The sequence below is a fragment of the Methylorubrum rhodesianum genome (assembly GCF_014199985.1).
Classification (GTDB): domain Bacteria; phylum Pseudomonadota; class Alphaproteobacteria; order Rhizobiales; family Beijerinckiaceae; genus Methylobacterium; species Methylobacterium rhodesianum.
This window is the reverse complement of the sequence record NZ_JACHOS010000007.1, coordinates 102,688-119,141: the sequence shown is the minus strand read 5'-3', so window position 1 is coordinate 119,141 and position 16,454 is coordinate 102,688. Positions and strand designations below refer to the sequence as shown.

The 16,454-nt window shown below is 70.3% G+C and carries 15 protein-coding genes; 7 read left to right on the top strand and 8 right to left on the bottom strand.

Features of this window, described 5'->3' with window-relative positions; all coding sequences use genetic code 11:
- Window positions 1-32: 32 nt before the first annotated feature.
- Window positions 33-485 carry a DUF779 domain-containing protein gene (locus tag HNR01_RS11820; protein WP_183667859.1) on the bottom strand — a complete coding sequence of 151 codons (453 nt, stop codon included), beginning with the start codon at window positions 483-485 and terminating at the stop codon, window positions 33-35.
- Window positions 486-706: 221 nt separating this feature from the next.
- On the opposite strand from HNR01_RS11820, the gene HNR01_RS11815 reads away from it, so the two are divergent.
- From HNR01_RS11815 to HNR01_RS11805, 3 genes are all read left to right on the top strand, one after another.
- A complete protein-coding gene (locus tag HNR01_RS11815) occupies window positions 707-3,394 on the top strand; it encodes a nitrate reductase (RefSeq protein WP_183667858.1) in 2,688 nt (895 codons plus the stop codon).
- A 185-nt stretch (window positions 3,395-3,579) separates the two neighbouring features.
- Window positions 3,580-5,037 carry a siroheme synthase CysG gene (gene cysG / locus HNR01_RS11810; protein WP_183667857.1) on the top strand — a complete coding sequence of 486 codons (1,458 nt, stop codon included), beginning with the start codon at window positions 3,580-3,582 and terminating at the stop codon, window positions 5,035-5,037.
- A gap of 183 nt (window positions 5,038-5,220) precedes the next feature.
- Entirely contained in the window at window positions 5,221-5,814 is a 594-nt protein-coding gene (locus HNR01_RS11805; RefSeq protein WP_017486465.1) for an SCO family protein, read from the top strand.
- Here the strand turns inward: HNR01_RS11805 and HNR01_RS11800 are convergent.
- On the bottom strand, window positions 5,765-7,639 hold the full coding sequence (locus HNR01_RS11800) for a glycosyltransferase family 2 protein (protein WP_183667962.1): 1,875 nt from the start codon (window positions 7,637-7,639) through the stop codon (window positions 5,765-5,767). The genes HNR01_RS11805 and HNR01_RS11800 overlap by 50 nt on opposite strands.
- A gap of 96 nt (window positions 7,640-7,735) precedes the next feature.
- Here HNR01_RS11800 and HNR01_RS11795 point away from each other — a divergent pair, with 96 nt between their 5' ends.
- Both HNR01_RS11795 and HNR01_RS11790 read left to right on the top strand, forming a co-directional pair.
- On the top strand, window positions 7,736-8,662 hold the full coding sequence (locus HNR01_RS11795) for a transporter substrate-binding domain-containing protein (protein WP_183667856.1): 927 nt from the start codon (window positions 7,736-7,738) through the stop codon (window positions 8,660-8,662).
- 95 nt (window positions 8,663-8,757) lie between these two features.
- Window positions 8,758-8,964, top strand: a complete 207-nt coding sequence (locus HNR01_RS11790; protein ID WP_183667855.1) for a hypothetical protein — start codon at window positions 8,758-8,760, stop codon at window positions 8,962-8,964.
- A 46-nt stretch (window positions 8,965-9,010) separates the two neighbouring features.
- Here the strand turns inward: HNR01_RS11790 and HNR01_RS11785 are convergent, their stop codons facing one another.
- The 4 genes from HNR01_RS11785 to HNR01_RS11770 all read right to left on the bottom strand — a co-directional run bounded on the left by HNR01_RS11785 (window position 9,011) and on the right by HNR01_RS11770 (window position 13,707).
- On the bottom strand, window positions 9,011-9,421 hold the full coding sequence (locus tag HNR01_RS11785) for a DUF4260 domain-containing protein (protein ID WP_183667854.1): 411 nt from the start codon (window positions 9,419-9,421) through the stop codon (window positions 9,011-9,013).
- 96 nt (window positions 9,422-9,517) lie between these two features.
- Entirely contained in the window at window positions 9,518-11,428 is a 1,911-nt protein-coding gene (cobT, locus tag HNR01_RS11780) for a cobaltochelatase subunit CobT (RefSeq protein WP_183667853.1), read from the bottom strand.
- Between the two features lie 138 nt (window positions 11,429-11,566).
- Window positions 11,567-12,550, bottom strand: a complete 984-nt coding sequence (gene cobS / locus HNR01_RS11775; RefSeq protein WP_183667852.1) for a cobaltochelatase subunit CobS — start codon at window positions 12,548-12,550, stop codon at window positions 11,567-11,569.
- 443 nt (window positions 12,551-12,993) lie between these two features.
- Window positions 12,994-13,707, bottom strand: coding sequence for a J domain-containing protein (locus tag HNR01_RS11770; protein WP_183667851.1), 714 nt, complete (start codon window positions 13,705-13,707; stop codon window positions 12,994-12,996).
- 166 nt (window positions 13,708-13,873) lie between these two features.
- Here HNR01_RS11770 and HNR01_RS11765 point away from each other — a divergent pair, with 166 nt between their 5' ends.
- Window positions 13,874-14,152, top strand: a complete 279-nt coding sequence (locus HNR01_RS11765; RefSeq protein WP_183667850.1) for a BolA family protein — start codon at window positions 13,874-13,876, stop codon at window positions 14,150-14,152.
- 31 nt (window positions 14,153-14,183) lie between these two features.
- Complete coding sequence (gene arfB / locus HNR01_RS11760) at window positions 14,184-14,609, top strand: alternative ribosome rescue aminoacyl-tRNA hydrolase ArfB (protein WP_017486475.1); 426 nt, start codon at window positions 14,184-14,186, stop codon at window positions 14,607-14,609.
- A gap of 4 nt (window positions 14,610-14,613) precedes the next feature.
- Here the strand turns inward: arfB and HNR01_RS11755 are convergent, their stop codons facing one another.
- Complete coding sequence (locus tag HNR01_RS11755) at window positions 14,614-15,372, bottom strand: YoaK family protein (RefSeq protein WP_096486163.1); 759 nt, start codon at window positions 15,370-15,372, stop codon at window positions 14,614-14,616.
- Window positions 15,373-15,408: 36 nt separating this feature from the next.
- Window positions 15,409-16,404 (bottom strand): class I SAM-dependent methyltransferase, encoded by a 996-nt coding sequence (locus HNR01_RS11750; protein ID WP_183667849.1) that lies wholly within the window; start codon window positions 16,402-16,404, stop codon window positions 15,409-15,411.
- Window positions 16,405-16,454: the final 50 nt, after the last annotated feature.

Genomic DNA, 16,454 nt, shown 5'->3' with positions numbered 1-16,454 from the left:
CACCGAAACCGGTCTTTGCCGAAGGCCGTCGCCTACAGCCGGCAGGCCCCCGCCAGCGCCTCGTTCTCTGCGCTGGTGAACAGCCGCGAGCGGATGTGGAAGCGCTTTTCGCGGCCGTTCTCCAGGGAGAACATGCCGCCGCGGCCGGGCACCACGTCGAGCATGATGTGGGTGTGCTTCCAGACCTCGAACTGCGACCGCGAGATGAAGAAATCCGCGCCGCCGATCCGGCCCAGATTCACGTCGCCGTCGCTGACGAGGAAGTCGCCGACGGGGTAGCACATCGGCGAGGAGCCGTCGCAGCACCCGCCGGACTGGTGGAACATCACCGGCCCGTACTCGGCCCTAAGCTCCTCGATCAGTTCCAGCGCCGCCGGCGTCGCGGTCACCCGCAGCGGCGTGCCGGCATTGTCCGCCTGCTCGGCGGTGACGGGCTCGACCCGCTCGGCGGCGGGGCTCGGTTCAGTGCTGGCGGTCTCGCTCATGACGTTCCTCCCTGAACGGTCTCGTTCGGTTATCTGAGGCTGGACCGGCGAATGTCCACGCGGCCGCAAGCGCCGCCGAGGATAGCAGACGAAGCCGGGCCGAACCGCCCAAAACGCCTCCGCCTTTCGGCCCCCCTGAGGTCGTGAGAGGACGGGCGGCCCGACTTTTGCGACCCCTGGCGAAACGTCCCTGTGACGAAAAAATCCGTCGAGGATTCGCGATGTCTCAGCCCGCCCCCGCTCTCACCGCGCCTGCGGTGAAGACGACCTGCCCCTATTGCGGCGTCGGCTGTGGCGTGCTCGCGACTCCGGACGGGCAGGGCGGCGTCGCGATTGCCGGCGATCCCGATCACCCGGCGAATTTCGGCCGCCTCTGCTCCAAGGGCTCGGCGCTCGGCGAGACGGTCGATCTCGGCGACCGGCTGCTCGATCCGACCGTGGACGGGCAGACCGCGACCTGGGAAAGCGCGCTCGGCACCGTGGCCGGCGGCCTCCGGCGGATCGCCGAGCGGCACGGACCGGACGCGATCGCCTTCTATCTTTCCGGCCAGATCCTGACCGAGGATTATTACGTCGCCAACAAGCTGGCGAAAGGCTTTTTGGGCACGCCGCACGTCGACACCAATTCGCGGCTGTGCATGTCCTCGGCGGTCGCCGCCCACCGCCGCGCCTTCGGCTCGGACACGGTGCCCGGCTGCTACGAGGATCTCGACGAGGCGGACCTGATCGTGCTGGTCGGCTCGAACGCCGCGTGGTGCCATCCGATCCTGTTCCGGCGGATGATGGATGCCCGGAAGAACCGCGGCACCCGGATCGTCACCGTCGATCCCCGCCGTACGCAGACCGGCGAGGAGGCCGATCTCCACCTCGGCCTCGAGCCCGGCACCGATACGGCTCTGTTCTCCGGCCTGCTCTCTTATCTCGCCGGCCAGACCAAGCTCGACGGGCGCTTCATCGAGGAGCACACCGCCGGCTTCGAGGGCGCCCTGGAGCGCGCCCGGCAGATCGCGCCGGACATCGCCGCGACCGCCCGCGCCACGGGGCTCGCGGAGGCCGACGTGCAGGCCTTCTTCGAGCTGTTCGCCCGGACGAAGCGGGTCGTCACCGCCTTCAGCCAGGGAGCGAACCAGTCGGCCCAGGGTACCGACAAGGGCAACGCCATCATCAACTGCCATCTCGCCACCGGGCGGATCGGCCGGCCCGGCATGGGCCCGCTCTCGCTCACCGGCCAGCCCAACGCCATGGGCGGGCGGGAGGTCGGTGGCTTGGCCAACATGCTCGCCGCCCACATGCACTTCGCGCCCGAGGAGGTGGATCGCGTCCGCCGCTTCTGGAAGGCGCCCAACATCATCACCGGCGAGGGCATGAAGGCCGTCGCGCTGTTCGAGGCGATCGAGCGGGGGAAAATCAAGGCGCTCTGGGTGATCGGCACCAACCCCGTCGTCTCGATGCCGCGGGCCGACCGCATCCGCGAGGCGATCACGGGGCTCGATCTCTACGTCGTCTCGGAAGCCGTCGCGACCAGCGACAGCGCCCGGGCCACGGGCAAGAAGACCGTGCTGCTGCCGGCGCTCGCCTGGGGCGAGAAGGACGGCACGGTGACGAATTCCGAGCGCCGCATCTCGCGCCAGCGCGCCTTCCTGAAGGCGCCGGGTCAGGCACGGGCCGATTGGGCGATCCTGTGCGACGTCGCGCGCCGCCTCGGCCACGGCGAGGCCTTCGCCTACGGCTCCGCCGCCGAGATCTTCCGCGAGCACGCCGCGCTCTCGGCCTTCGAGAACGAGGGCGGCCGCGACTTCGACCTCGGCGGCCTCTCCGAGATCAGCGAGCGCGCCTACGACGCCCATCTGCCGGTACAGTGGCCGGTGCCGAAGCGCGGTCCGGAGGCGAAGAAGGGCCGCGCCCGGCTCTTCGCCGACGGGCGCTTCTACACCTTCGACCGACGCGCCCGCTTCGTCGCGGTTCAGCCCCCCGCGCTGGCGCAGCCCGTGACCGCCGAGCGCCCACTCGTGCTCAACACCGGCCGCATCCGCGACCACTGGCACACCATGACCCGCACGGGCAAAAGCCAGCGCCTCTCCGCGCACCGCGCCGTGCCCTTCGTCGAGGTCCATCCCGACGACGCGGCCCGCTACCATCTGAGCGACGGCGGCTTTGCTCGCCTCACCACCGACCTCGGCAGCGCGACCCTCGAAGTCACCGTGACCGACGGCGTTCGGCCGGGCTCGGTCTTCGCGCCGATGCACTGGAGCGACATGACCGCCTCGGACGGGCGCGCGGCCGCGCTCGCCCGCGGCATCCCCGACCCGATCTCGGGCCAGCCCGAATTGAAGGCGACGCCGGCTTCCATCGAGGCGGTGTCCTATCGCTCCCGCGGCTATCTCCTGACACGGGATGCCCAGGCGGCGCCCGCCGGCTGGTGGTGGGCGCGGGCCACCGTCCAGGGCGGCTCGGGCCTGCTGTTCGCGACCCAGGAGGGCTCGCGGGAGATGGCTCTGTCCGTGCGCGGCCTGTTCCCCGGCCACGAACTGGCCGAGTACGTCGATCACGCCCGCGGGCTCTATCGCTGTGCCGTCTACCGCGGGGATCGCCTCGTCGCGGCGCTGAGCGTGGCGCCGGGCGAGCGGCGGCCGGACTGGGAGATTGCCAAGGGGGTCTTCGCTGCCGCCGACCTCGAGGCGATCGACCGGCGCGCCCTGCTCTCGGGCCGCGCGGCGGCGGCCTCGGCCGGTCCGGTGGTCTGCGCCTGCCACGGCGTCGGACGCGACGTCATCAACGCGGCCATCGCCGCCGGGGCCGGCTCGGTCGAGACGGTGGGCGCGGCCTGCAAGGCGGGAACCAATTGCGGCTCGTGCATCCCTGAGATCCGCAAGCTTCTCTCGCCGGCGCTTGCGCGCAGCGCCGCGTAGGCGCAGTTTCGGCCAATCCCGTCGTCCTCTTGCCCTCGACCCGAGGTGCTGCGATGCAGCATCGAGCAGAGGTTCGGGGTAGGGTCGGCTCTGGAAGCCTTCCTTCGGAGCCTTCCGCGACGCTCCGGCACCTTGGAATGAGGGGTCGGAGCCGCATTCGTCAGTCGAGTCGTACAGCGCACCGCATGAGCACGCCCCGCCAACCCCGCGAAACCCGCGCCGGCCTCGAACCGCTGGCGGTGCTGCCCGTGTTCGTGCCGCTTCAGGACAAGCGGGCGGTGCTCGCCGGCTCCAACGGCGGCGCGCCCTGGAAGGTGAAGCTGCTCGCCGCCGCCGGCGCCCGGGTCGACGTCTACGCGGAGGAGCCGAGCGAGGAGTTGCGCGGCGTGCCGGCCGAGATCGCCGCCGGTTCGGTGACGCTGCACGAGCGGCGCTGGACGCCGGAGGATCTCCAGGGCGCCGCCTTCGCCATCGGCGCCATGGAAGACGAGGAGGAGTGCGTCGCCTTCGTCGCGGCCGCGCGTGCGGCCGGCGCCATCGTCAACGCCGTCGACCGGCCGCATCTGTGCGACGTCAAATTCGGCGCCATCGTCAACCGTTCGCCGCTCGTCGTCGGCATCTCGACCGAAGGGGCCGCCCCGGTCTTCGGGCAGACGGTGCGGGCGCGCATCGAGGCGATGCTGCCGCGCGGCTTCAAGCACTGGGTCGCCGCCGCCCGCGACTGGCGCGAGGCGGTCTCGAGCCGCTTCCACGGCTTTTCCGAGCGGCGCGGCTTCTGGGAGCGCTTCACCGACCGCGCCTTCGCCGAACCGGACCGCACGCCGACGCAAGCCGACCTCGCCGACCTGCTGGGGCAAACCGAAGCCCTTCCCACGGGCGGCGCGGTGACCCTCGTCGGCGCCGGGCCGGGCGACGCGGAACTCCTGACCCTGAAAGCCCTGCGTGCCCTGCGCAACGCCGACGTGATTCTCTACGACGACCTCGTCGCCCCCGAGATCCTCGACTACGCCCGCCGCGAGGCCCGGACCATGCTGGTGGGCAAGACCGGCCACGGCCCGTCCTGCCGCCAGGACGACATCAACGCGCTGATGGTCTCGCTGGCGAAGTCCGGCAAGCAGGTGGTGCGCCTCAAATCCGGCGACCCGCTCGTGTTCGGCCGGGCCGGCGAGGAGATCGAGGCCTGCGAGGCCGCCGGCATCGCCTGCACCATCGTCCCCGGCGTCAGCGCGGCGCAGGGGGCGGCGGCGGCGCTCGGCGTCTCCCTGACCCACCGCGACGCGGCCCGGCGCCTGCAATTCGTCACCGGCCACGACCGACGCGGAGCGCTGCCCGAGGATCTGAACTGGGGCGCGCTCGCCGACCGGAGCGTTACCACCGTCGTCTACATGCCCAAGCGCACGCTGCGCGCGCTGCTGGAGCGGGCGGTCGCCGAGGGTCTGGCGCCCGAGACGCCGGCCCTCGTCGTGTTCAACGCGACGCGGGCAAAGCAGGCCACGGTCGCCGGCACCGCCGCCGATCTCGCCGGGCGGATCGAGGCCTCGGACCTCGAAGGACCCGCGCTTCTGATGGTCGGCGAGGCTCTGCGCCGGCACAATGCCCGCGGCGCGGACGCGGCCGTGGCGTTCCGGGCGGAAGCCTCCTGACACACCCCATGGGCCCCGGGGGGCGGAGACCTTGCGGCGTCGCGCGGGCTTGCGGCACGCCCGGGGCTCTGGGATGTGAGGTCCGCGCCTCGACGCATTCGGCTGCCGCTTCCGGCGCTGCCGCGTGTCGGGGTCCACTCCACGCAGCCGCCTCGGCCCCCTAGTTTCGCCTTCGAGAGCTCCATGCGCCGTCCGTCCCGCAGCGTTCTCCTGCCGCTCGCCGCCTTCGTCGCCGGCCTCGTGGCGATCTCCGTTGCGCTGGTGATGACGCTGGTGCCGCAGCATCCGCAGAGCGGCCCGAGCGGCATCGGCGGGCCCTTCACCCTGGTGGACCAGAACGGGGCAACGGTCAGCGAGCGCGACTTCGCCGGCAAGCCCTACCTGATGTTCTTCGGCTTCACCCATTGTCCCGACGTCTGCCCGACCACGCTGCAGCAGATCAGCGACGTGCTGGCGGCGCTTGGGCCCAAGGCCGATACCTTGAAGGTCGCCTTCGTCAGCGTCGATCCCGAACGCGACACGCCGGAATCGCTCAAGACATACCTGTCGAGCTTCGATCCGCGCATCGTCGGCCTCACCGGCAGCCCGGAACAGGTGGCGGCGGCGATCAAGACCTTCCGCGCCTATGCCAAGAAGGTGCCGAGCCAGGGCGGCGACTACACGATGGAGCACACCGCACTCGTCTACCTGATGGACGCGCGCAACGGCTTCGTCGGCGCGGTCAACCTCAACCGGCCGGCCACGGAGACGGCGGCGGAGCTGTCGAAGCGGATCTGATATCGCCGAGCCGGCGCCGCCCGAGCGCCCCGGTGCGGGAGGTGCGGGCCAGCCCGTGCTCGGTCTTGTTCCAGCGGTGCGGATGCCGGGCGAGTTCGATCACGGCGAGCCACGCCGCAAGGCTGCCGAGCAGGAAATAGAGCGGGAGCAGTGCGACCAGCGGCACGAGGTCGAACCAGCCGCGCCGCAGGCAGCCCACGAGACCGGGCAGCCACATCGCAGCAAGGCCACCGAAGAACACCGTCGCGGAGGCTGTGCGGGCGAAGACGGCGAGCACGTCCTCGTTCGGGGCATCGGGCGCGAGAGCGAGTTCGGCGATGCCGCCGAAGAGCATGAAGGGGTAGAGCAGCGCCGAGACGACGGTGCCCGGCACAAGCGCCAGCACGCACAGGCTCTCTGCGGCGCCGAGGCTTCGGTAGAGGTCGCGCGGGTGTCGGCCGTGCGTGAAGCTCGTCTGCAGAAAGCCCTTCATCCAGCGGGTGCGCTGCCGCAGCCACTTGCGCGGATCGGCGAGAGCCTCCTCGTAGGTCGCACTCGGCAGGTCGCCGACATGGTAGCCCGCCCGCGCCATGCGCAGGCCGAGATCGGCATCCTCGGTGACGTTCCACGCATCCCAACCGTGCAGCGCCCGCAGGACGTGCGTGCGGAAATGGGTCGAGGTTCCGCCGAGCGGCGTCGGCATCCGCCACGCCGACAGCGCCGGGCCGAGCACGTCGAACAGCGCCGCATACTCGATGGCGAACAGACGCGGCAGCCAGCCGTCGCCGTGATTGTCGATGACGAGGTGGCCCTGGAGGCAGGCGGTCGAGGCCGGTGCGCGGGCGAACAGGGTCGCCGCGAGGCGAAGCTGATCGGGCGCGATCACGTCCTCCGCATCGTAGACCACGAGGTGCTCGCCGCGGGCGAGCGGCAGGGCCGCGTTCAGCGCCCGCGGCTTGGTGCGCGGCATCCCCGCCGGCACGGTCACGATCTCGAAGCGGGCCGGAAGGCAAACCGCCCGGAAGGCCGCCGCGGTCTCGCGGTCATCGGCTTCGAGAAGAAACTTGATGTCGAGCTTGGCGGCCGGGTAGTCGAGCCGGCGCAGGGTCCCGAGCAGCCGCGGCACCACCGCCGCCTCCCGGTAGAGCGCGACGAGGATCGTGTAGGTCGGGAGAGCATCGTCGGTCAGCAGCACCGGTGACGGCGCGGAAGCCGGCCCTTCCACGATCTCGGCGGCGCCCATCGTCGCCGCCGCGAGCCGGAAGCTGAGAAGGGCGAGCATCAATCCCTGGAGGAGCGCCAGCAGGAGGAAGCCCGACAGCGTCGGCAGTCGCGTCAGCAGGATGACGAGGGCAAGGACAACTCCGCTCAGCGCGAGATCAGTCGCCTGCGGGCCCGGCCGGCAGGACCATTCGGGGCGCCGGCATCGCAGGGCCTCGGAGGCATCCTCGGCGATGGCAGCTCCGTGTTGGGCGAACAGCGCCTGCCTCAGGACGGTGGGTGTTGTGATGGCCAGCGGCTGCGCGAGCCGGTCCGACGCCGCGATCAGGCGCGCGACCGCAGCCCCGCGCGGCGCGGCCACGATGCCTACGGCTCCCCCGCCGCTGGCGAGCGGCGCCGCGCCCGCCGCGAAGCAGCGCGACCGGGAAACGCCCTCCGCCAGCGTCAGCGCTCCCTCGAGAAAGGGCACGCCGAGCCGGCGGGCGAGCGCGCGATAGAACACCGCCTCGGACACGAACCCCTCGTTGAGGAGGGTGGTGGCCGCGTCGGCTTTGCAGCGGCGGGCGATGAGGGCGGCCCGGCTCAGGATGTCGAGCGGAACACCTTCGGCGGCGAGGAAGCCGATTTCCGGCGGGAGCGCAGCAGCCCGGCTGCTCCAACGGCGGGCAAGGTCGGACAGGGGAACGGCTCCCTGCAAGCCCGCGCCGTGCTAGGGAGAAGCATGGGCCAGAACCTCTCCGTCGGCGTGTATTGCTCCACTCGCGCAACCGTGGCGTCAACGCGCCATCCTCGGCTGTGGTGGCTGGCCGGCCTGTCCATTTACTTTTTGTTAACCTATGTTGCTCAGGCACAACAGGCGCCGATCTCGACGCCCGCTCCGGCGATCGCCATCCCGAATTTCTGGAACCCGCGTGCCCGCGGCGAGCGGGTCGAGGCGCCGCAGACCGGGCGGGCGGTGCGCTTCATGACCGACGACGAGTTCCCGCCGCTGCACTTCGCGGGACCGGACGGCACGCCGACGGGCTTTGCCGTGGAACTCGCCCGCGCGGTCTGCGAGCGCCTGACGATCACCTGCACGGTGCAGGCGCGCCGCTTCGACACCCTGCTCGATGCGCTCGCCGACAAGCAGGGCGACGTGGTGGCGGCCGCCATTCCCCTGACCGCCGGTCTGCGGGCGCGCTTCCTGGCGACACGGCCCTATTTCCGCTGGCCCGCCCGCTTCATCAGCCGCAGGGACCGCAACCTGCCCGCGGCGTCGGCGACCGCTCTCGCCGGGCGGAGTATCGGCGTCGTGGAGGGCAGCGCCCACGAGGCCTATCTCAAGGCCTACTTCCCCAAGGCGACGCGCAAGACGTTCACCGAGCTGTCGGCGGGCGAGAGCGCTCTCAAGCGCGGCGAGGTCGAGTACCTGTTCGCCGACGGCCTGAGCCTCGCGCTCTGGCTCAACGGCCAGGAGGCGGAGGGGTGCTGCGGCTATTCCGGCGGCGACTACTTGGAGAACCGCTATTTCGGTGAGGGTATCGGCTTCGTCACCCGCACCGAGGACGCGGCCCTCGCTCGCGCCCTCGACGACGCGTTGCAGCGGGTGTGGGACGACGGGAAGTATGCCGAGCTTTATCTACGGTTTTTTCCAATCAGTCCGTTCTGACGCCGCACGGACCGGGGTACCTTTCGCGAAGCGGTGCGGTTGCCTAATTAAAAGGCGAATCCGGGCTCGAACGCTGGACCGAAGGGAGCGCCTGAATGCGGAAGCCGTACAGCACACCCCCTACGAAGGGGCAACGGCAGATCCGGAACGCACACCGCTTCCACCAGGGCAGCGAACTGACCTCTGAGAGACGGCAACAGCTCGCGCTCAACCGCTTCACCTACAGCGGCGGCTACGACGGCTTCGAGGGCCGCATGATCCTGGGTCCCATGGAAGACGAAGGGCTGGATCGCAAGAAGTAGATCTCCCGGCGCGCCGCCACGCCAGGATGCAGCCCCGCATCGGGCATCACGCGCGGCGGAACCTCAGGCGAGACCTGCCTCCCGCTCTTCCGAGGGGTCCGAGATGGGTGTCGTTGAAGCCGGTGCCATATTTGAGCCCGTACCCCACGGCGCGGTCGAGCCCGATATGGGCCAGCCAGATGAGGGTGAGACCGGCCGCCGCGTGACTTCCGAACGCCCAGGAGGCTGTCAGCAGCAGAAGCGGTACCGTGGTGGTGTGAGCCGCGTTGTAGCTCACCGCGCCGATCCTGGGACCGGCCAGATAACCGATCATGCTGAGGTCGGGGAGAAGGATGAGGGCAGCCAGCAGCCACCAGGACTGACCCGCCCAGGCATATCCGGCGAGAGCACAGACGAGTAACGACGCTCCCTCGATTCTCAGGAGCAGGCGCGGCGCGCCGCTGACGTCACCGGTCATGGTGCATCCTCGCTCGAAACGAACCGCCCTGCGGGCCGGTCGGCCTGCGCGGGATGATGGCCGATCGGCCGGCGCTCATCCCCCGCGATCCGGTCTTCAGCGGCGTCCGGCCGCCCGCCGCATCCCGCCGCCGCTGCGGGACACGCCGCCATCTTCCTCGAACAGCTCGGCGAGCTTCTCCGTCATCGCGCCGCCGAGTTCCTCGGCGTCGATGATCGTCACGGCGCGGCGATAGTAGCGCGTCACGTCGTGGCCGATGCCGATGGCCAGAAGCTCCACCGGCGAGCGGGTCTCGATCTCCTCGATCATGTAGCGCAGGTGGCGCTCGAGGTAGTTGCCGGGATTGACCGACAGCGTCGAATCGTCGACCGGCGCGCCGTCCGAGATCACCATCAGGATGCGGCGCTGCTCGGGCCGGGCCAGCAGGCGCTTGTGCGCCCAATCCAGGGCCTCGCCGTCGATGTTCTCCTTCAGCAGGCCCTCGCGCATCATCAGCCCGAGGTTCTTCCGTGCCCGGCGCCAGGGGGCGTCGGCGCTCTTATAGATGATGTGGCGCAGGTCGTTGAGCCGGCCCGGGGAGGGCGGCTTGCCGCCGGCGAGCCACGCTTCGCGAGACTGGCCGCCCTTCCAGGCGCGGGTGGTGAAGCCGAGGATCTCGACCTTCACGCCGCAACGCTCCAGCGTGCGCGCGAGGATGTCGGCGCAGGTGGCGGCGACCGTGATCGGGCGCCCGCGCATCGACCCGGAATTGTCGAGCAGCAGCGTCACCACCGTGTCGCGGAAATTGGTGTCCTTCTCCTGCTTGAAGGAGAGCGGCTGAAACGGATCGGTGACGACGCGCACCAGCCGGGCCGGATCGAGCTGGCCCTCCTCGAGGTCGAAGTCCCAGGCACGGCTCTGCTGCGCCAGCAGCCGGCGCTGCAGGCGGTTGGCGAGGCGGCCGACGACGCCCTGGAGATGGGCGAGCTGCTTGTCGAGATAGCTGCGAAGGCGCGTCAGCTCCTCGGCATCGCACAGCTCCTCGGCCTCGACGATCTCGTCGAAGCGCGGGTTGTAGACCTTGTAATCGGGGCCTGTACGCTCGTTGCCGCGCTGGCTCGGCGGGCGCCAGGATTCGGACGCCTCCTCGGATTCCGAGTCCTCGGCCTCCTCCGGCAATTCGCCGGAGGGTGCGTCGGCGGATTCGGTGGCGCCCTCGTCGAGATCGTCGGTCGCCTCGTCGCTGACCTCGATCTCGGCCCGGTCGCCCTGGGACTGCTCCTCGGCCTCGCCCTCGCTCGGCTGCTGCTCGTCGTCCTGGGCCTGGTTCTCGTCATCGTCGCTCTCGTCGTCCTGATCGAGCGGCGTCTCGTCGGCCATGTCGAGGGAGGAGAGCAGGTCGCGCACCGAGCGGGCGAAGCTGCGCTGATTCTCGATCGAGCCGAGCAGACCGTCGAGGTTCTTGCCCGCCCGCGCCTCGATATGCTCGCGCCACAGATCGACGATCCGGGCGGCGGCGGGCGGCGGCTTCTGACCGGTCAGGCGCTCGCGCACCATCAGCGCGACGGCATCCTCCATCGGCGCGTCGGCGCGGTCGGTGATGTTCTCGTACTTGCCGCCCCGGTGGTAGCGGTCTTCCAGCATCGCGGTGATGTTGGCGGCGACCCCGTCCAGCCGCCGCGAGCCGATCGCCTCGACACGGGCCTGCTCGACCGCGTCATAGACGGCGCGCGCCGCGGCGTTCTCGGGGGCGAGCCGGCGGTGGACACTGGTGTCGTGGCAGCCGAGGCGCAGCGCCATGGAGTCGGAATGGCCGCGCAGGATCGCCGCGTCCTCGGCGGTGATCCGCCGCGTCGGCTCGGGCAGCCGCGCCTTGTCGCCGATCAGCGCCGGCCGGTCGCTGGCATAGGTGACCTCGATATCCGGCCGCTTGGCGATGGCGCGCAGGCAGCCGGCCACCGAGCGCTTCAGGGGCTCGGCACCGGGTTCCTTGCGATCGCCGGTCTTGGGGCGGTTGGTCAGGGCCATCTCTTCGCCATGTCTTCGCGGCCATGTCTTCGCGGACGCGACCGGATCGAGTTCAAGGGCTCGGCCGGCGCATCGCCTCGATCCCGGAGGTGCGAGCGCCGTCCCCGCCGCGAGCGCAGCGCGGGGACGGGCACTCGATCAGCTCAGCGCGACATTGAGCGCGCTCTCGGGCAGCTCCTTGCCGAAGGCGCGCTGGTAGAACTCGGCCACCAGGGGCCGCTCCAGCTCGTCGCACTTGTTGAGGAAGGTCACCCGGAAGGCGAAGCCGATATCGCGGAAGATGTCGGCGTTCTCGGCCCAGGTGATGACGGTGCGCGGGCTCATCACCGTCGAGAGGTCGCCGTTCATGAAGGCGTTACGGGTGAGGTCGGCCACGCGCACCATCCGGTTCACCGTGTCGCGCCCGCTCTCGCTCTGGTAGTGCGGCGACTTCGAGAGCACGATGTCGACCTCGCGGTCGTGCGGCAGGTAGTTCAGCGTGGTGACGATCGACCAGCGGTCCATCTGGCCCTGGTTGATCTGCTGGGTGCCATGATAGAGGCCGGAGGTGTCGCCGAGGCCGACCGTGTTGGCGGTGGCGAATAGGCGGAAGGCCGGATGCGGGCGGATGACGCGCTTCTGATCGAGCAGCGTCAGGCGGCCGGAAACCTCCAGAACGCGCTGGATCACGAACATCACGTCGGGGCGGCCGGCATCGTACTCGTCGAAGACGAGGGCGACGTTGTTCTGCAGCGCCCAGGGCAGGATGCCGTCCTGGAAGGCGGTAATCTGCTTGCCGTCCTGCAGGACGATGGCGTCCTTGCCGACGAGGTCGATGCGCGAGACGTGGCTGTCGAGGTTGATCCGGATGCAGGGCCAATTCAGCCGCGCCGCCACCTGCTCGATATGCGTCGACTTGCCGGTGCCGTGATAGCCGGTGACCATGACGCGGCGGTTGCGGGCGAAGCCGGCCAGGATCGAGAGCGTCGTCTCGCGGTCGAAGATGTAGTCCGGGTCGAGATCCGGCACGTGCTCGTCGGTCTCGGAGAAGGCCGGCACCTTGAGATCAAGGTCGATGCCGAAGACCTCGCGGACGGAAATCTGGCGGTCGGGCAGGGAAGCGGGCGTATCGTCAGACAGCATACGGAACCTCATCGGGGCGGCCGGAAGCGTGCCTGAGCCCGCGCGACCGCGCATCTTCGTCGTCAACTCACCTGCCGGGCAGCCCGACCGGAAGCGGGCGGATGCCTTCCTTAATCGCCGCCCCTCGGCATCGCCAAGGGGGCTCAGCCAGAAAGAGGGATCGGACCGATGGACGGTTCATCCGGGATTCCCGCTCCGCGTGGAAGCGGTATTCCAACAATATAGGGCACGCACGGACATTTGCTGCCCCGGGCACCGCCTGACAGGCCGGCACTCGGTGCATTTCGGGCGCATCGCGGGTCTGCATCCCCTGTGCCAACATCACCGGCAGCGGCGGTCCGGCCAGCCGGGATGCCCGTTGCCCGGGATGTTGGCCGGGATTTTCCTCGCGGAGATCCCCCGTCGCGAGCGGCCGGAGCGGTCGCGCCGCGCTCAGCCCCTGCTCAGCACATCCCGGCGGCGCGCAGCGCGTCGTGGGCGCGGATGATGTCGCGCAGGCGATCCTCGAACGAGCGATCGCCTCCATTGGCATCCGGGTGGAAGCGCTTCACCAGCGTCTTGTACTGGGCCTTGATCGCCGCCGTATCGGCGTTCTCGTCGAGGCCCATTACATCGAGCGCCTTGCGCACCGCCGCCGAGTGGCGCGGCCGCTGCGGTTCCTGGGGCGCCTGGCGCCGGTTCGCACCGCCGCCGAGGCCGTTCGCCCGCAGGATTCCGAGCGGATCGGCATAGGCCCAGTCGCGCTCGGCCTCGGGCTTCGCTGCCTTGGCACCCTGGCCCTGGCCTTTGCCCTCACCGCCGGCCGCCGGGTTCACGCCCATCGACCATGTCGGCCGGTGGCCGATCATCGCGTCCTTCTGATAGGCCTCGACCGCGGCGTCGTTCATGCCGTCGAAGTAGTTGTAGGCGGCGTTGTAGGCGCGCACGTGATCGATGCAGAAGCGCCAATACTGCCCCTCCTGCTTGCGCCCCTTGGGCGCGCGGTAGAGCCCGGGATGCGTGCAGCCGGTCGCCTCGCAGGCGGCCTCGGCCGCGGCGGTCCCGGCGCCGGCACCCGTCCGCGCACCGGCCCGCGTTCCCGCCTTCGCTCCCTGCTTGGGATCGTCACAGGTGGGCTTGATGCGGATGCGGTCGAACAGCGGCGAGTTGAGATCCATGACGGGCCGATTATGAGGGGCGGACGCGCCGACACAAGGCCGTCGGGCCTGATGCCGCATGCATCGATCCGGGGTTGACGCTTTTATGTCCGGATCGGGCCGGACCGGCAGGTTCGCGGCGCGTCCGAGACCCCACTTCGCGCCGCGGGGAAACAGCGAGGAAACGATGACCGGGACCCTGAAGGACTGGATCGCCGGGCGGCTCGACGCCGAGCTGGCGCCGACCGCGCTGGAAGTGATCGACGAGTCGCACCTGCATGCCGGCCATGCCGGTGCCCGGCCAGAGGGCGAGACCCATTTCCGGCTCGATGTCGTCTCGTCGGCGTTCGAGGGCAAGAGCCGGGTCGAGCGCCACAGGCTCGTCAACGGGCTCCTCGACGAGGCTTTTAAACGCGGGCTGCACGCCCTGGCGGTGCGGGCCCGCACGCCGGGCGAGGCGGGTTGAGGCGGAACGCCGGACGGAAAGGTCGACCGCCGTGGCGCTCCGCTGCACGCCGCAGATCGAGATCGACGAGGCCGAGATCGAGGAGAGCTTCGTGCGCGCCTCGGGCCCGGGCGGGCAGAACGTCAACAAGCTCTCGACCGCGGTGCAGCTGCGCTTCGACGTGCGCCGCTCGCGCAGCCTGCCCGACGCCGTGGCGGTGCGGCTGATGCGCCTCGCGGGCCGGCGCCTGACGGGGGAGGGCGTGCTCGTCATCACCGCCCAGCGCTTTCGCACGCAGGAGCGCAACCGGGCCGATGCCCGCGAGCGGCTGGCGGCGATGGTGGCGGAAGCGGCGGTGCCGCCGACGCCGCGCCGCGCCACCCGGCCGACCCTGGCCTCGAAGAAGCGGCGCCTCGACGAAAAGAGCCGCCGCAGCAGCGTCAAGCGGCTGCGCGGCGGCCCGGGTGACGACGGATGAGAGATCAGCCGGCGGCCGGAACGGTCGCCGTCGGCTTCGCCTCGGGATGGGCGTCGGGCTGCGGGGCGGCGACGCCCGAGACGTAGGGCGTGTCCTTGAGCCAGACCGTCAGCACCAGCGCGACCACCGCCAGCAGCGCGGCAAAGCCGGCCGGGAACAGGAAGGCCCGCTCGCCGTACCATCCGTGGAGGAATCCGCCGACCACGGCGCCGACACTCAGCGCACCCCAGAGCGGCGCCTGCAGCCAGAAGGACGGGGCGGGCTTGTGCAGGATCAGGTTGGCGACGCCCGCACCGAAGCGCACCACCGTTCCCGTGACGTAGGTGATGGCGAGGCTGCGGCCCGCCTCGTCCTGAAGCGTCGCGTTCTGGATGCCGAGTGCCAGCACGATCGGGTAGGCATGGAGCGGGAAGGCCGTCGTGCCGAAGGGCACCAGCAGGCCGACGGCGAACAGAACCGCCTGGATGATGAGCAGGACCGACAGGCGGAAGCGCCCGGCCCAGGCGGCGATCAGCGTGCCGAGGAAGGCGCCGAAGCAGAACAGGGCGATCACGCTGGCGAAGCGGGTGGTTCCGTCCCAGTCGAAGCCGGACACGGCCACACCGAAGCGCGTGGTGTTGCCGCTCATGAACGACATGAAGAGTTGGGAGAATTCGAGGAAGCCGATCGAGTCGGCGGCGCCCGCTGTGCCTGCCAGCATCAGCGCGAAGGGTACCCGCGTCACCGGACTTGCTGGAAAAGCCTTGTTCGAGTCGTCAGCCATCGGTTTCCCTGGTTTTTGCTCCGCAGCACAACGGTATTACGGCTTTCCGGTTGCATCCATTTCATGAGTTCCGATCAAGTGTTTGTGCAGGATTAAGATCCGCCCGGGAACGTCTAGCCTCTTCTGGCGTCGGATCGCGGCCGAATGCATCTCGACGATGGTGAGCCTCGCCCTCTCCGCCTCGGCTTTCAGGTAGGTGTCGGCATGGGCGTAGCGGCCGTCGGCGCCGAGGACGACACCCGTTTCCCCCTCCGGCGGCGATTGGACGGTGAACACGGCAAACCCGCCGGGCCGCAGCACACGGGCCATTCCCCCGAGGGCGGATGCGAGGTGCCCCAGATAGATAAAGACGTCCGCCGCCACGATCAGGTCGGCCGAGGCGTCGGGTTCGCCGGCGAGGAAGGTGACGAGATCGGCCTCGACGAGGCGCTCGTAGAGCCCGGTTCGGCCGGCCAGAGCCAGCATCGCGGGGGAGAGGTCGCAGCCCGCCAGACGTCCGACACGGCCCGCGAGCGCCCGCCCCATCAGCCCGGTTCCGCAGCCGAGATCGAGCACGCTCGGAAAGTGTTGCGGCGCACAAGACGGGTCCGCCCCCGTCAGCGCGTCGAGCGCCGCGACGAGCAGCGCAGGCCCGCAATAGCCGAGCTCGTCGACGAGATGCTGCTCGAAGCGCGGAGCGTAGCCGTCGAACAGCGCGCGGATATAGGCCGGCGACATCGCCGCGAGCGCGTCGCCGCCGCCCAGCGCCGCCCGGTGCAGGCGGCTGCCGAGCGTGTCCGCCGGATCGAGGTCGAGCGCCCGCTCGAAGGCCGCCAGGCCCGCCTGCCGGTCGGCCTCGTCGCGGCTGAGCTCGAACAGGGCCTCACGGGCGCGGCCGAGCAGGAACCAGGCCGGCGCGTAGCCGGGCGCGAGATCGAGCGCTTGGCCCGCCATCTCCGCCGCCGCCCCGGGATCGCCGTCGGCAAGGCAGGCTTCGGCATAGGCGTAGCGGCGGTCGGCGAGAAGGTCACCGGAGGAGCGCTGGCGTGACATCGCGGCAGAATGGCGGGTGGTCGCTGTTGCGGAACGATCCGCCCTATATC

Bases quoted from the DNA above. Each gene is read 5' to 3' on its own strand.
- HNR01_RS11750 (WP_183667849.1), bottom strand. From the start codon at position 16,404: ATGTCACGCCAGCGCTCCTCCGGTGACCTTCTCGCCGACCGCCGCTAC.
- cobT (WP_183667853.1), bottom strand. From the start codon at position 11,428: ATGGCCCTGACCAACCGCCCCAAGACCGGCGATCGCAAGGAACCCGGT.
- HNR01_RS11815 (WP_183667858.1), top strand. From the start codon at position 707: ATGTCTCAGCCCGCCCCCGCTCTCACCGCGCCTGCGGTGAAGACGACC.
- HNR01_RS11785 (WP_183667854.1), bottom strand. From the start codon at position 9,421: ATGACCGGTGACGTCAGCGGCGCGCCGCGCCTGCTCCTGAGAATCGAG.
- HNR01_RS11755 (WP_096486163.1), bottom strand. From the start codon at position 15,372: ATGGCTGACGACTCGAACAAGGCTTTTCCAGCAAGTCCGGTGACGCGG.
- HNR01_RS11770 (WP_183667851.1), bottom strand. From the start codon at position 13,707: ATGGATCTCAACTCGCCGCTGTTCGACCGCATCCGCATCAAGCCCACC.
- HNR01_RS11765 (WP_183667850.1), top strand. From the start codon at position 13,874: ATGACCGGGACCCTGAAGGACTGGATCGCCGGGCGGCTCGACGCCGAG.
- HNR01_RS11795 (WP_183667856.1), top strand. From the start codon at position 7,736: ATGGGCCAGAACCTCTCCGTCGGCGTGTATTGCTCCACTCGCGCAACC.
- cysG (WP_183667857.1), top strand. From the start codon at position 3,580: ATGAGCACGCCCCGCCAACCCCGCGAAACCCGCGCCGGCCTCGAACCG.
- cobS (WP_183667852.1), bottom strand. From the start codon at position 12,550: ATGCTGTCTGACGATACGCCCGCTTCCCTGCCCGACCGCCAGATTTCC.
- HNR01_RS11820 (WP_183667859.1), bottom strand. From the start codon at position 485: ATGAGCGAGACCGCCAGCACTGAACCGAGCCCCGCCGCCGAGCGGGTC.
- HNR01_RS11805 (WP_017486465.1), top strand. From the start codon at position 5,221: ATGCGCCGTCCGTCCCGCAGCGTTCTCCTGCCGCTCGCCGCCTTCGTC.
- HNR01_RS11790 (WP_183667855.1), top strand. From the start codon at position 8,758: ATGCGGAAGCCGTACAGCACACCCCCTACGAAGGGGCAACGGCAGATC.